Genomic DNA, 14794 nt, shown 5'->3' with positions numbered 1-14794 from the left:
CCTAGTTTAAAATGCCGTTCCCGACAATGTCTACAGTGACCTGCGGATGAAAACGGATATTGGGGTATTCTTTATTCCAATCTACACTTTTCCATACTGCTGGATAATGAGCGATCAACTGTCTGCCTACGCCAAAGGCATCACATCCATTTTCCTGAAGTGTACGGATAATTTGTTCCGCATCCTGGGTCATGATTTCGGAAAGTTGACGGTTCAGACGCTGTACGTTAGCTTTATCTTGAAGATGGTTTCGTGCATATTCAACAATATCGACAGGCAATTTTAGGTTAAGCTCCACATCAATTTGTCCATCGCGCTGAACGTTCACTTTAAGGCTACGTTTGACATTCTGGATTTTAGCCTGATACGTAATAAAGTTTTGCACATCACCGACAGGTCCGGGATGTATCCTTTTTACAAAGCGAGCTGTATTTTTCCACTTTCCAGTCATTAAGACATATAAAACACCTTGCTCACTACTTAGGCTTCCTGTGAATTTTTGTCCGTGAAATAAGGCAATTCCACGTGCTGTAATATCTTCTCCTTCTTTGGAAAGATAGGGGAGTACAAAATCTTGACCCGGATCAAGCATTGGGGGGAGCAGTGTCTCCAGTGTCATTTCCGGGAACATACACATTTCCTCAAGGCTTCTGATTTTTTTGGTTATAAATTCGCCAATCAAGAGGCTACCTATGCTTTTTTGATCTATTATTTCCCCAGCTAATCCATCTACAATAGCTACCTTGACATGGGAAGTCGGATGGTCAGGCTCACGATACAGCACATCCAGATAGGGATATAAATCTTTTCGGGCCAAGCTTGTACCATACAGAATAACTCCGTATTTGAAAAAGCGGATATCCCCGGTTACTTTGGCTCGGATTTTGTCTGTACTTTGCCGAACGGAGTGGCCGGTGCCTGAATGAATTTCATTGGTGCTTTTACCTTGATTGCTTTGAGAATCGTCTACAACCTCTAGCGTTTGCAACAACATGCCTTCAGGAGTGAGATCATAAGCCGATGCATTTGCCAATCGGGCATCCTTCAAATTGTCCTGATCCCAGCAGCCTGTTATAAAAATGAGTAGAGTTAGCATTCCAAGCGCTCTGCTCTTTTTTTTCATGTTTCAGGTCCCTCCTTTTTTTTGAAGAGATAGGATAGGATCAGCAGCAGAAAAGGGAACACAATTAGGAAAAAATAAGCAGAATTATTGGCTATGGAACCAATAAGCTCGAAATCTTCTCTTCGTTGAGGCAAATAGGCAATACAACATGAGGCGAGCACAACAAAGGGAACCGCCTTTTTGTGACTTTTTTGCTTGAATAGATAGCTTATTCCGTAAGACGCCGCATAATAATATCCACTTATAGCGCCAAAGATCGAAATGAGCCAAATCGGCAGAAAAATAAAATCGACCCGATCCATCGTCCCCAGTGGAATGGATCTGAGCAAATAAATGACTGGCTCCGGCATTAATTCAAGCTGTTGGGGACTGAATACGGTTGTACAGGTAAATACGGTAAAACAATACAATAGTACCACGATCGCGTTAGCTGCCAGAATTGACTTGAGCTTGCTTGTACTTTTGCCCTCAACCATGGGAAAGACGACAAGAATGAACTCAAAACCAAACATCGCTAGGAGCGTTTCTTTTGAACCGACAATAATACGGGGCCATCCCGCCTCAGTCAGAGGTAGCAGATAAAGCGGGTTGGACTGCTTTATACCATAGCTAATTAACAGCATCATGGGAAAAATCAGAAATGAAATTAAAACAAGTACTCGGGCAATCGTTCTTAAATTTTCGCGAACCAGATATATGCTACTGAACAAAAACAGGGCAAGTATAGCCCAACGGGGAGTATATTGCAGCATCCAGCGATTAATGACGTCATAAGCGTTCACAAGAACCGAGGTACCCATGAGCAGATAGTAAGCAATGTAAGCCACAGTCAATCCTTTTCCAATCCAGGAACCAGTAATCTGGGTTAATATTTGATAAATCGAAGAGGAGGGAAAACGTCTTAGCAGGAGCCAGCACATCAAAATAATGAGTTGAATCAAAAGGCCACCAATAATGACAGATATCCAACCCCCTCCTTTAGCTGAAAGGTGCATCTGATAGGGAAGTGACAAAATATCTACGCCAATCTCAAACTTAATGATGAGAAAAAACAGTTGACCCGATGCAATGGTACTTTCTTTATTCACGTCTTTTCCAGCTCCTAGAGTCGTTCTGCTGCTTCAATTTTTGGGCTTGGGAATCATATGGTCGCTGATGGAATGTCCAAATCGGAAAGCGGATAAAAACATCTTTCATATCACCGAGCCGGAATGGTGCAAGAGGAGCAAAGTAGGGCGTACCAAAGGTCTCAAGCTTGCAAAGGTGGATAGTAAGAAAAAGTAAACCGAAAGCAATGCCAATGTATCCAAACAAGGCTGCAGCAATCATCATCGGAAAACGAAGGATACGAACCGCTGAGCTCATTTCATGAGAAGGCACTAAAAAAGAAGAAATGGCTGTTAACGAGACGACGATGATCATCGTATACGACACGAGACCAGCCCGAACGATAGCATCTCCGATGACGAGACCGCCAACGATTCCAATAGTTTGACCAACCCGACTGGGTAGACGAACCCCGGCTTCTCGTAGCACCTCAAAGATCAATTCAAGCAGCATAGCCTCCACAATCGCTGGGAATGGAACATTTTCCAGTGATTTTTTGATGGTATGCGCCAGCTCTAATGGCAAAATAGCTGGATGAAAAGCAATCGTCGCAATGTAAATGGCAGGTAGCGTAAAAGCGATCAAAAAGCTCATCATTCGAATCGTTCTTAGAAATGAACTAATAATCCAACGACCGTGATAATCATCTGGGCTTTGGTAAAATGCAAAAAAAGAGACGGGAGCTATTAGAGCAGTTGGGCTACCTTCAGCCAAAATCGCTATGCGTCCCTCCATTAGATTGGCGGTCACACGATCCGGTCGTTCCGTGCTGAGTTGTTGAGGGAAGAGGGAAAAAGGGTTGTCCTCAATAAACTCTTGAATAAAACCGGGGGGGAGCACCATATCGGAGGAGATCGCTTTAATTCTCGTTTTCACTGCTTCCACTAGCTCAGGATTAGCCAAGTCTTGAACATAGACAATAGCGATTTTAGTCCGGGTTTTAGATCCCACATAAAAGTAGCGTACAACCAGTGACGGTGTGACAATTTGTTTGCGAATCAGATTCAGATTGATGGATAACTGCTCAATGAATCCATTGTGCGGTCCGCGAATAATCCCTTCGTTTTCTGGTTCGTCCGTACTGCGAGCATACGTTTTTTCGGAAGAAAGGATAAAAAATTCCTCCGCTCCATTTATCATAAAAATGCAATATCCCTGAATAAGCGAATCAGCAGCATTTTGAAGGTCGGTGTCTTTTTGACTGCTTAAGGTAGTGAACATTTGATGAGAGACTGCATCGGTTTTCTCATATAAGGCACTCAGGATATGAGTTTGAATCATCTCCTGATCTACGAGCGAATCAATATAGAGCAGCATACCGTCTTTGCCGTCAACGGAAATCGCCTGCTTTTTTAAATCATCCGTATAAAAAAGGGCTTGCTCAATAAAGGAAACATTCCTACTTAATTCAACGGAAGCTGCGTCATGTCCAGCCAAGAGAGCACCTCCTTTTTGGATGAGATAGGCATAATGTGAGTCAAATGGATTGAGTTTATCCATGATATGGTGACTTATCCATTCTCGAATCACCTTCACTTCACGTAACGCAATAGTTTTATACTAGAATTTAATTTAGGTTGATAAATGGGAGGTGGGTTGGTTATTTTGCAGGGAATGAAAATTAATCGTGCAAGAACTAGGGACGAGATTACAAGGGGGCTTAATCTTGGGTGGGGTCAATTCCCAGATAATGTCCCAGTTTCCGTCGGACCTCGCTGCGGGCAAAGGATGAAAGCATGAAAAAACGCCTTTGATAGCCGCGGCATACATACAAAACCTCTACGCCTTCATGATTTCGGATTTCGCTGTATATTTTAACCCCTAGTGTTTTCATTCGCGCCTTTGTCTCTGCTAATTGAACAGCTACGCGCTGTTGTACTCCAGTCAGGCTACGAACATACAAATCGGGCATTTTTAGAGGAGAGGTATTTATAATACGAATGTCTCGTTCCAGCACATCCAGCACAAGAGTTAGAAGTACACAGATCTTGATCAGCCCTGCGTCTTCTTCAGAAGGCAAAGGAGCTTTATTCTTGTGGTTTAGTGTCTTTTGGTTTGGCATAAAAATCTCCTTTACTCCGAGTAAGAATACAATATATAATCAGTATATAGAACGTATGTTCTGTTTATACCTCCCTCATCATAGGAATTTTTCCATTACTAAAGCAATCATCAATTATTGGAAAAGTGGTAGGGAGCGATATCCTATGTGCCATTGTGTAAAGAATTCATGCGTTTATCGCCAATGACAGTCAAACAGAGTTCATGTTAAGCTATTGGATAAAAACTTACATAAAAGGAGAGATCGTTCTGGCTGCGGTCAGCCTTTACTATTTAACTTAAGAAAGTGGAGAAAGAAGGTATACATATTGTCACGTTCGTTATATGCAGCTTTATTATTGTTGAGCCTCATTTGGGGCGGTTCGTTTATGTTTATCAAGGTGTTGTTGCTACATCAAGTAGGGCCGTGGACGATTGTATTTCTCAGATCCAGCTTTGGATTTATTTTTATCGTCTTATTAATGCTACTTATGCGCAGGCCGTTTGAAATCAAAAGCATTCCGTGGAAATCGGTTGTTCTGGTAGCTTTGGTCAACATGGTTTTGCCATGGACACTGATCGGTTTTAGCGAGACCAGAATAGCTAGCAGCATGGCTTCTGTATTGAATGCCACCACGCCAATATGGACCATGTTGGTGGGGCTTGTTTTTTTCGGGGCTATTTTTCATCGAATGCAGTGGTTAGGAATGGGTCTCGCTTTTGTAGGAATCATTATTTTATTGGGTATTAATCCTGCATCTATTATTTCTGTTGATCCTGTGGGTTTTGGATGTATGCTGCTTGCGACTCTCTGCTACGGATTTGGAACACAGCTCTCCAAACGTTTTCTCTCCAATCTTTCCATGTATCAGGCTACTTTTTCGACACTGTTTGGTGCTGCGGTAGGGGGTGGCATTATGATGGCAATTGTGGAGAGACCTGATTTGTCGATTGTTTCTGACCCAGGTGTATTGGGTTCTCTTATAGGACTGGGAGTTTTGGGATCAGGAGTAGCATATATTTTGTTCAACTACATGATTTTGCGGGGGAGTGCGGAATTTGCTTCTTCGGTGACGTATTTTGTACCAGTAAGTGCCATTGTATGGGGCTTTTTGCTCCTGAATGAACATATCGGCTGGAACGTTCTGACCGGGCTGGTCCTTATACTTGGAGGCGTGTTTATGGCCAACCAGCGTAGAACCGCCAAATTAAGTGAATAATAATCTAAACAGAAATAAAATACGCTTTGGTTATTATATTAAATGTGCATTCGCCAAACCTTCGGTATAATGCGTTAATTCGCACATACAATAAAGCATGCTCACACATAAAATAAAATATGGTGCAGCAAAAAAGCAAGCTGTTTAGCAGGTGACAAGGTGTGGTATAATAAATTATAGAATTATATGCACCACAGAAATGTCGGAGTTTTATTCCACAAAAGAAAGGATCAGGATACCATGTGTCCCCGAAGGATACTTCCCCAAAGGACGATTTGGAAACGATTTGATCTGTCTTATACTTAGCTTTTCCGCGGAGTAACGTCAAGTTGCGAAAGCCAACTCTGCGGAAGAGGGGATTGTACATGCGAAGGACCAAGTCCTCCAGGCACATCTTACCCGGTAGCTTCCGTAAGAGTGGGTTCATCCACATCAAACTTACGAGAAACCGAGGGAGCCTGTATGAGGAAAACTTACGAATCTATCGTGAACAATGGAGCATTGAGACAGATTGCTGTCATGTTGCTCGGAACATGCATTTTAGCTTTTACGTACTATCACATTAATGCTCAAAATCATTTGTCAGAAGGCGGCTTTGCAGGTTTGGCCCTGCTGGGACATTACGCATTTGGCATATCTCCAGCATGGAGTATGTTGTTGCTTGATATTCCCGTCATATTGCTGGCATGGGTACTGAAGGGCAGAAGATTTATGCTGCTTGCGTTAATCGGAGCCGTCGCTTTTTCACTGTTTTATGCAGGATTTGAGAAGTATTCGACTCTGGTTATAGATCTACATGGAAATCTGCTGATAGCTGCTCTACTTTGTGGGGTGCTTACAGGTTTGGGAGCCGGAATCGTACTGCGATTCGGTGGAGCAACCGGGGGCGATGATATCCTATCTCTGCTGATCAGTGAGTGGCGCGGGTGGAAAATCGGCAACGTGTTTATTGTCAGTGACATCATCGTACTGGGATTATCATTGTTGTATCTGCCTATGAAGGAAACAATGTTTACAATACTGGCTGTGTGGCTTGCCGGAAAAATAATTACATGGACGACCACGTTCCAACTGCACCGACCTGTGAAAAAGGTACTGCCAGCGGCTATTCCCGCTAAAAAGGTGGTTGCCAAAACAGTGCCGGTCGTCCACAGCCTTCGTCAATAAGGAAAGGGTGTTACGTCAGGAGAGAAATCTTCTTACGTAACACCCTTTCGCTGTATTCAGCTTCTATCAGGAAGGCTTTAAAGTTGAATGAATGCGTCCATTCCGGTCATGAATAATTGCAGAAATCTGTTGGTGTTCTACAAAACTTTGAGCTTCGTCAATCGCCTCATTTTTGTGTTTAAAGGTTGAAATGGGCTGGTTGTGTCCCTCTTCTTTGATTGCCCAGCGATCCTCGTGCGGCACCACATGAATGGGTTCCTTTGCATCGGAAGAAGCGGAATGATGGTTGTGCAGATTTTCGCTTGAATGCTGTTTTTCATGTTTTGTCGGTTTCTCATCTTGCTCGGCTGGATGATTATCGTTCCATTCCTCGGCTTGGGAAGTGGCAATCGCAATCGAGCGCCCTTCTTCATAGCCGTCATGGAGTAGGGCGTTAGCAATATCGACGGCTTTTTCTCGCACACGAGGCTCCAGGTTTTTCATGGATGGAGGGTAATCATGTTTGTTCCAAGGCATAGTTGCACACTCCTTATAACAGATGATGTATTATGTATTACCCGTTGTCGGCTTAAACAAACGGAAATCAAAGAAATGAATATATTGTAAAATGTATCTTGAGAAAAAGCGTATAATGGTGTGCAGAATACCAGAAAAAGGAGTGAAGCATTTGCTTGCCTGGGGTTTTGTTTTTTTGCTGACTATCATCATTCATACTACAGATAGCTTGTCCTATGCTCTTCGACTTGGTGGTTTGCGAGCGAGTCGGATTGGATTGGCGTTAACCGTTGCGGGGATGCTGCTGTTGGTTTCACGCACCTCTAACATGGCGCAGGGGCCTTTACTTGGAGGGATGGTCGATCAGGCTAAAGCTGCAACACAAGTGGGCGGAACGGATATTAGACTGGAACTATATATGCATGGGGTACTGCTGGCAGCAACCGTTGGAACCATGCTTGCTATATTACTGTATCCAACAGTGGTACGCATGTCAGCCAGATGGATTGTGCATTTGGAGCATACCGGATCTATTCCGGCTTTGGTGCGTCATTTAATGCTGCGAAGTCGCTGGAAACATGCAGGCTACTACATAAAGCGCCCCACCTGGTCAATGCTTACTTCACTGATTAGTGGAGCGATACCTAAGCGTCTAATTATTCTGAATATAGCTGTCACTGCGATTTATACAACAGGAGTAGTATCTGCTTTATATGCATCATTCCTGTGGCCTGCTCAAGGTACAGCAATGTCAATGTCGTCAGGTCTAATCAATGGCGTCGCAACGGTATTATTAACCTTGTTAATTGATCCAAGATTGGCGGTTCTGTCGGAGAAAACGCTACGAGGGGAGCTACCCTTAACTCGGATGAACAGCATGTACGGCTGGATGATCATCTCGCGCTTGGCAGGTACTTTATTAGCCCAGCTATTGCTAGTACCGCTAGCCATTTGGCTTGGATGGGTAATGAGTTAAATGGCTAGCTTACGTAATGATGTGCTGCCACATCCCAAAAAAGGCTGGCCCATGATCATCTATTAAAGATAGATCGCGGGTCAGCCCCAATGATTCTATGGCTATTTACTGTTCAAATAATGACTTATATGCTCCGTATCCTTCACGTTCCAAGTCTTCTTGAGGCACAAAGCGGAGCGCGGCGGAATTTATGCAATAACGCAAACCATCTGGACCAGGACCATCATCGAATACGTGCCCTAAATGGGAGTCAGCTTCACGACTTCGCACCTCGGTACGGATCATAAAATGGCTGAGATCAGTTTTTTCTTTGACATTGTAGCTGCGCAATGGACGGGTAAAGCTGGGCCAACCGCAACCTGCGTCAAATTTGTCCAATGAACTGAACAAAGGCTCTCCTGATACGATATCCACGTAAATGCCTTCACCCTCATGATCCCAAAACTCATTTTGAAAAGGGCGCTCGGTCGCGTTTTTTTGTGTTACTTCGTATTGAATAGGCGTCAGCCGATCTTTAAGATCGGATTTATCAATCTTGCCGGACCAATTTTGCTCGATAAAATCTTCACGTCCCGAACCTTTGCGGTAGCGCTTGTAATGAGCGGGGTTCTTCTTATGATAGTCCTGATGATATTCTTCTGCTTCATAAAAAGTGGCCGCAGGCAGGATCGGTGTAGCAATGGGCTTGTCGAAGCGGCCACTTTGAGCCAAAGCTTCTTTAGACGCTTCTGCCTTGATTCGTTGCTCTTCATTATGATAGAAAATAGCCGTTTGGTAGGATGAACCCCTATCGTGGAACTGTCCACCTTCATCCGTCGGATCAATCTGCTGCCAGAATAGCTCCAACAGTTTTTCATACGGGAAAACTTGTGGGTCAAATGTAATCTGTACGGCTTCCACATGCCCCGTTGTTTCAGAACACACCTCTTCATAGGTAGGATTTTCGGTATGTCCCCCTGTGTATCCAGATCTAACCTTCAAAATACCGGGTAATTCCTCAAAAGGGGAAACCATGCACCAGAAGCAGCCACCTGCAAAAGTTGCTTTTTCTACTGTGTGTGGATTGTTGGTGCTCATATTTTTCACTCCAATCTGAGAATGTTTAATTAGTTGTTATTTAAATAGCTTACAATTAAATTATATACGAGATTTTTGCAAAATCCAACGAAACGTCAGAAACCAAACAGCAGTGTAACTGGCTCTGTCCTCAAAAATCGCAACGAAACATCCTACAGAGACGGTGGCAAACTATCGCATTATATTCTATTGGCGCGTTGAAGCCTTTTTCGGTAGAGTATAAAGCCGCCGCCCACCAGTGCAGTATATAGCACCAAAATGAGCAAACCGGTGATTGGATGTTCTGCAAAGGTGCCGCCTGCATAAGCATACACCGCAATTGCGGGAAGCTTGCCAATAGCTGTACCTAGGATAAAGCTCCAGAACGGAAACCCTGCTACTCCAGCGTATACATTTACCGCTGCCTGGGGGATGACCGGAATCAGGCGAGCCAGCAGCACAGCAGCAAAAGGCTCCCTCTCCATGACCCGATTGAAGCGCTCCAATGCGGGAACCCGCTCCAAATAGGCACGTCCTTTGTCACGGAACAGGGTACGTACGGCACTATAAACGACCAGCGCAGCCAAGGTAGTGCCCAGCCAGCAGATCAGAGCACCTTGCCAGGGGCCTGCGGCATAAGCAATAGAAGCGATAATCAGCTTGTACGGCACAAACGGTATTAACGCGAATAAAAATGCGAGCAGTAGCAGAACTGGAAAGGAGGTTTGCTTGTCCGCCCAGACGAGCCAATCATATCTGTAGATAAACGCGATGCAAAGCAGCGAAACATAAGCCGCGACGAGTAGCCATTTTTTCATTTACATACCTCTTTCAATATCCCTGTTCGGCTTATCGCTTATACAGAAAAAAATAGGGTTCACATTCCCAATAATGTGTGCTATACTGCCACTAATAGAATAGTTCCCAAAGGGGAGTAGCTCAACGAGTAAAGTCGTCATTACGGGATTTTTAATCCCCGGCTTTATTGGCAACGTAATGTTGTAAGCGAGACCTTTGCCAGGATTTTAGGAATCCGGGTAAATGGTCTTTTTTTGATGCCAAATTTGGGTCAAGCGCCGTTTCCGGATTCCGTGAAATGGCGCTTTTTTAGTATAAAGCGCTGAACTATGTACAGTATAACAAATAAATAAAAAAGGTGGGAGAAACGTATGGATTTTTTGTCAATTGAGTTTTTAACCGCATTAGTATCCATCATTATCATTGATCTGGTGCTAGCTGGTGACAATGCCATCGTAATCGGTTTGGCGGCTCGCAATGTTGATAAGGCCAATCAAAAGAAGGTCATTATTTGGGGGACGGTCGGAGCGGTCATCATTCGTGTGATTGCTACAGTGCTGGTCACGTATTTATTGCAAATTTATGGATTGCGTTTGATTGGGGGACTCGCACTTATCTATATTGCCTATAAGCTGCTGGTCGAAGAGAAAAAACATGAAATTTCAGCTACGAATCAAATGTGGGCAGCGATCCGCACGATTATTATCGCGGATACGATGATGGGCCTCGACAATGTACTTGCTGTTGCGGGAGCAGCTCATGGAAACATGCTGCTTGTTATACTGGGTCTGGCAATCTCCGTTCCAATCATGGTGTGGGGAAGTACGATTATCTTGAAGCTGACTGAACGTTACCCAGTAGTTATTACGATTGGTGCTGCTGTACTGGCTTACACTGCCGCCAAAATGGTGGTGGCGGAACCGCTGATTGCACACTGGTTTATGAACGGGGTCATTAAATACGGCTTTGAGGTTCTGGTTGTGGTTCTGGTTGTAGCCATTGGGATGCGTGTTAAAAAAATTAAAAGTGAAAAAACAAGAAAGCAAGCGCAGCACGCCTAAGCTAACTTACATTAAGTAAACTTAGCTGAAGCTGAACATTCATGCCGTAGAGGCTGTTCTGTTAGGTCCAACTGGACCCGGAGCAGTCTCTTTTCTTTGCTTGTCAGCAGACTTCCATGTAAACTAGACAACAGATGAATGAGTGATTAAAGGTGGGAGCGAAATGGACAAGCAAACGAAGACAAGGGTAGCTATTGCAGGACTGGGTGGTATTGCTCGAAAAGTATACTTACCGTTACTGGCAGCACACCAAGGTGTAGACATTGTAGGTGTCATGAACCGTTCACAGGAGCCGGTGAGTTCCATTATGGAGCAATATAGGTTGCCAAGAGGAACGACTGATGTGAAGGAGGTGCTAGCATGGGAACCGGAAGCTGTATTTATACATGCCGCGACCGAAGCTCATTTTGATCTAGTTATGGCATGTATTGAAAAAGGGATTGCTGTGTATGTGGATAAACCGTTGTCCTATGATGTTCGTCAGAATCTGGAAATGACCGCTTTTGCGGAAGCGCAGGCCGTGCTGCTGGCGGTAGGCTTTAATCGACGTTTTGCCCCGCATTATGTAGCTGCTAAAGCATGGTTAGAGGAAGCAGGTGGAATCAGTCAATGTGCGGCCATTAAACACCGTACTGGATATGATCGAAGACCGGCGGCACAGACGGTTTATGATGATTTAATTCACATGCTTGATTTGCTTTTGTGGCTGGGTGGCGATGATTATGAGCTGCTGCATAGTAGTATGAATACGACGAGTGATGGATATATGGATGCTGCGTTCGGGACCGTACGTTTGGGAAATGCTACCGGAAGCTACAGTATGAGTAGACAGGCAGGGGCTGACATAGAGAAGCTGGAGCTTCACGGGGCAGGACGGTCTGTTGAAGTAATAAATATGGAACAGGCTGTTTTTATGCAAAAAAATCATTCACCACTAACGCAAACTTTTGGAAGCTGGGATACGATTTTGGAAAGACGGGGATTCACCGGAGTCGTGAATCATTTTCTGGAGCATATTCATCGTCCGGAGGAGTGTGCTGTACGGGCTGGAAAAGTATTGGAAAGCCATATGCTGGCTGACGAACTGATCAGCCGTTTGAGTGTTTAATATGGAACGTCCGAACGTGATCTTAACAGTCCAGACAGACATCAAGAATTAGGTTGAAGGAGAAATGAATGAATGGAAGAAGATAACCGTGGTAAACAGCTAGAAGAAGCCATCATTGAAAATTATAAGCAAGAAGAAGATATGATGATCCTTGTATTTGCGCAATGGTGTATCAATCACGGGTTGGAGCCAGAGGAATTATATCGTGTAGCGTATCCGCATCAGGATAGTAACGAGCGTCTGCTACGAGTACGCAAGTTGACTGTATCGCGTGAAGAAGCGGGTGATATTCCGCTGGATACGGTATTAGGGGTACTGTCCATGTTCGGAAATGAGGACTTGGCGATGGTCGTATCTGAGGCGGCTGCCAGCCTTTCGTCGGAACGGAAATAGGGCTAGCCAGAATAAACAATATACAGTTATCATTTATGGCATCATGGACTCACTGTATTTACTTAAGACATTGTTGATGGGGAGGGTAAGCTTACGATGGAAGATATACCTATGCCAAGTACCTGTAAAGGCTGTGAAAGAGATATCTCGATATCGGAAGAGCAAATTACCAGAATTCTAACCAACATGAGACCCAAAATGGAATGTGTAAACGATGAAGTGTACGAAGCCAGACTGTTGGCCTGCTCACAATGTGAAGAGTTAATGTCCGGGCATACATGTGGCATCAGCGGAAGTATTGTTCGTGTACGTGCTTTGGCGGCAGCTCAAAATTGTCCCAGTTACCATGGTTCACGCTGGATAGGAACAGCCTAAAAGATACAATGCTCAGGCTCGGCTGAACTTGGATTACGGGTTAAAGTAGTCATACCTTGGTCTGCCCTAATGGCAGGCTTTTTGGTTTGATTGGACCTTTTCTTAACGATTGACAAAAAGTAGGCAATAAAATATATTAAACACGTGAAATGTTTTTATTTAATTATTAATATTTATATTAATGTTTTCTAGATGAGATGTTGCGTAAAAATTAAGATCGGAAGAAGATCGGTAATATGAGTGATATTTAGACCAAAAATGAAAGCGCAAACATTCGTAAGGGTGTTCCAACAATCTTAATATTTTGGGGAGGGTTTGTTGTGAAGGGTTCTATTGTTGTTAATACCGATTGGAAACAAGGCATTATTAATAAAAATATTTATGGACAATTTGCTGAGCATCTTGGACGTTGCATTTATGAAGGCATATGGGTTGGAGAGGACTCACCGATTCCAAACACAAACGGAATTCGAAATGATGTAGTGGAAGCCCTGAAAAAGCTGAACATTCCTGTATTGCGCTGGCCGGGAGGCTGTTTTGCCGATGAATATCATTGGAAAGATGGTATCGGACCAAAAGAAAACCGTAAGAGAATGGTAAATACGCATTGGGGCGGTGTGGTTGAAAATAATCATTTTGGCACACATGAGTTTTTTCAATTGTGCGAACTGTTAGATGCAGAGCCTTATATTTGTGGAAATGTCGGCAGTGGTACAGTTCAGGAAATGTCGGAGTGGGTAGAGTACATGACCTTCGATGGAGAGTCCCCTATGGCTGCATGGCGTCAGGAAAACGGTCGTGAGAAACCATGGAAGCTCAAATATTTTGGAGTGGGTAACGAAAACTGGGGTTGTGGCGGTAACATGCGCCCAGAATATTATGCCGACCTGTATCGCCGCTATCAGACATATGTCCGTAACTATGGCGAGAACCGCATTTATCGGATTGCAGGGGGGGCGAATGTGGATGATTATCGTTGGACCGAAGTGTTGATGCGTGAAGCTGGGCATCTTATGGACGGTTTGAGCCTGCATAACTATACGATCCCGGGAAACTGGGAAGGGAAACGGCAAGCACTCGGCTTTGATGAAGCGGAATGGTTCGAGACGATGAAAAAATCATTGCATATGGATGAATTGATTACTCGTCATTCAGCCATTATGGACCAATATGATCCTGACAAAAGGGTCGGACTGATCGTCGATGAATGGGGAACCTGGTTCCTGACTGAGCCGGGGACCAATCCGGGCTTCCTGTATCAGCAAAACACGATGCGCGATGCGCTGGTAGCTGGGCTGCACCTACACATTTTCCATAATCACCATGACCGAGTACAGATGACGAATATCGCTCAAATGGTCAATGTTTTACAGGCCATGATTCTGACCGAAGGCCCTGCTATGCTGTTGACGCCGACATACCATATATTTGAAATGTTTAAGGTGCATCAGGATGCACAAGCACTGGCTGTTCATGTAAAGGTGGGCGATTATGAATATGATGGGGATTCCATCCCACAAGTAAGCGTGTCCGCCTCCAAGGCGCAGGATGACAATATTCATATTAGCTTTTGCAACGTCCATCCGGGCGAGTCGGCAAACTTGAATTTGGAGCTAAGAGGACTGGAAGAGGTTAAAAAGATCAGCGGTGTTGTTCTTGCCAGCGACGATATGCAGGCACATAATACGTTTGATCAGCCAGAGCGTGTGAAAAAGGAAGCTTTCACATCCTATCAGCTGCAAGATCAGCATTTGGATGTTACACTGCCACCAATGTCGGTAGTGATGCTGACATTTGCTCCGTAAAAAAGCTGGGTTGTGGTATGTAAGCAGAATTCCATTATTATTGGTTATGAACAAAGAGAGCGTTCAGGTG

15 protein-coding genes are annotated in these 14794 nt (G+C 44.2%); 8 read left to right on the top strand and 7 right to left on the bottom strand.

The window, feature by feature from the left end; all coding sequences use genetic code 11:
- Position 1 precedes the first annotated feature (1 nt).
- From ACUUJN_RS16635 to ACUUJN_RS16620, 4 genes are all read right to left on the bottom strand, one after another.
- On the bottom strand, positions 2-1123 hold the full coding sequence (locus ACUUJN_RS16635; protein WP_023989293.1) for a Ger(x)C family spore germination protein: 1122 nt from the start codon (positions 1121-1123) through the stop codon (positions 2-4).
- A complete protein-coding gene (locus ACUUJN_RS16630; protein WP_028540571.1) occupies positions 1120-2211 on the bottom strand; it encodes a GerAB/ArcD/ProY family transporter in 1092 nt (363 codons plus the stop codon). The genes ACUUJN_RS16635 and ACUUJN_RS16630 overlap by 4 nt, the downstream gene beginning before the upstream one ends.
- Positions 2204-3667, bottom strand: a complete 1464-nt coding sequence (locus ACUUJN_RS16625; protein ID WP_028540572.1) for a spore germination protein — start codon at positions 3665-3667, stop codon at positions 2204-2206. Before ACUUJN_RS16625 ends, ACUUJN_RS16630 begins: the two co-directional genes overlap by 8 nt.
- Positions 3668-3890: 223 nt before the next feature.
- On the bottom strand, positions 3891-4292 hold the full coding sequence (locus tag ACUUJN_RS16620) for a YhjD family protein (RefSeq protein ID WP_028540573.1): 402 nt from the start codon (positions 4290-4292) through the stop codon (positions 3891-3893).
- 307 nt (positions 4293-4599) lie between these two features.
- Here ACUUJN_RS16620 and ACUUJN_RS16615 point away from each other — a divergent pair, with 307 nt between their 5' ends.
- On the top strand, positions 4600-5490 hold the full coding sequence (locus ACUUJN_RS16615) for a DMT family transporter (protein ID WP_069079999.1): 891 nt from the start codon (positions 4600-4602) through the stop codon (positions 5488-5490).
- 462 nt (positions 5491-5952) lie between these two features.
- Positions 5953-6657, top strand: coding sequence for a YitT family protein (locus ACUUJN_RS16610; protein ID WP_013310869.1), 705 nt, complete (start codon positions 5953-5955; stop codon positions 6655-6657).
- A 66-nt stretch (positions 6658-6723) separates the two neighbouring features.
- Here the strand turns inward: ACUUJN_RS16610 and ACUUJN_RS16605 are convergent, their stop codons facing one another.
- Positions 6724-7173 carry a DUF2188 domain-containing protein gene (locus ACUUJN_RS16605; protein ID WP_075154409.1) on the bottom strand — a complete coding sequence of 150 codons (450 nt, stop codon included), beginning with the start codon at positions 7171-7173 and terminating at the stop codon, positions 6724-6726.
- 151 nt (positions 7174-7324) lie between these two features.
- Here ACUUJN_RS16605 and ACUUJN_RS16600 point away from each other — a divergent pair, with 151 nt between their 5' ends.
- Positions 7325-8128 (top strand): lipid II flippase Amj family protein, encoded by an 804-nt coding sequence (locus ACUUJN_RS16600; RefSeq protein WP_028540576.1) that lies wholly within the window; start codon positions 7325-7327, stop codon positions 8126-8128.
- Positions 8129-8233: 105 nt separating this feature from the next.
- Here ACUUJN_RS16600 and msrA read toward each other — a convergent pair whose 3' ends face one another.
- Positions 8234-9205, bottom strand: a complete 972-nt coding sequence (msrA, locus tag ACUUJN_RS16595) for a peptide-methionine (S)-S-oxide reductase MsrA (RefSeq protein WP_028540577.1) — start codon at positions 9203-9205, stop codon at positions 8234-8236.
- Positions 9206-9384: 179 nt separating this feature from the next.
- A complete protein-coding gene (locus ACUUJN_RS16590; protein ID WP_484668717.1) occupies positions 9385-10002 on the bottom strand; it encodes a TVP38/TMEM64 family protein in 618 nt (205 codons plus the stop codon).
- Positions 10003-10353: 351 nt separating this feature from the next.
- Between ACUUJN_RS16590 and ACUUJN_RS16585 the strand changes: the two genes are divergently transcribed.
- The 5 genes from ACUUJN_RS16585 to ACUUJN_RS16565 all read left to right on the top strand — a co-directional run bounded on the left by ACUUJN_RS16585 (position 10354) and on the right by ACUUJN_RS16565 (position 14724).
- On the top strand, positions 10354-11043 hold the full coding sequence (locus ACUUJN_RS16585) for a TerC family protein (protein ID WP_023989285.1): 690 nt from the start codon (positions 10354-10356) through the stop codon (positions 11041-11043).
- Positions 11044-11206: 163 nt separating this feature from the next.
- Positions 11207-12151: a Gfo/Idh/MocA family protein gene (locus tag ACUUJN_RS16580; protein WP_484668716.1), complete on the top strand. Its 945-nt coding sequence runs from the start codon at positions 11207-11209 to the stop codon at positions 12149-12151.
- 72 nt (positions 12152-12223) lie between these two features.
- A complete protein-coding gene (locus tag ACUUJN_RS16575) occupies positions 12224-12544 on the top strand; it encodes a hypothetical protein (RefSeq protein WP_023989283.1) in 321 nt (106 codons plus the stop codon).
- A 96-nt stretch (positions 12545-12640) separates the two neighbouring features.
- Entirely contained in the window at positions 12641-12919 is a 279-nt protein-coding gene (locus ACUUJN_RS16570) for a DUF6171 family protein (RefSeq protein ID WP_023989282.1), read from the top strand.
- A 320-nt stretch (positions 12920-13239) separates the two neighbouring features.
- Positions 13240-14724: an alpha-N-arabinofuranosidase gene (locus ACUUJN_RS16565; RefSeq protein WP_484668715.1), complete on the top strand. Its 1485-nt coding sequence runs from the start codon at positions 13240-13242 to the stop codon at positions 14722-14724.
- Positions 14725-14794: the final 70 nt, after the last annotated feature.

This window comes from Paenibacillus sp. LRG-1 (assembly GCF_057220305.1).
The sequence above is the reverse complement of the archived record's forward strand: the minus strand, read 5'-3'. Positions and strand labels throughout refer to the sequence as shown.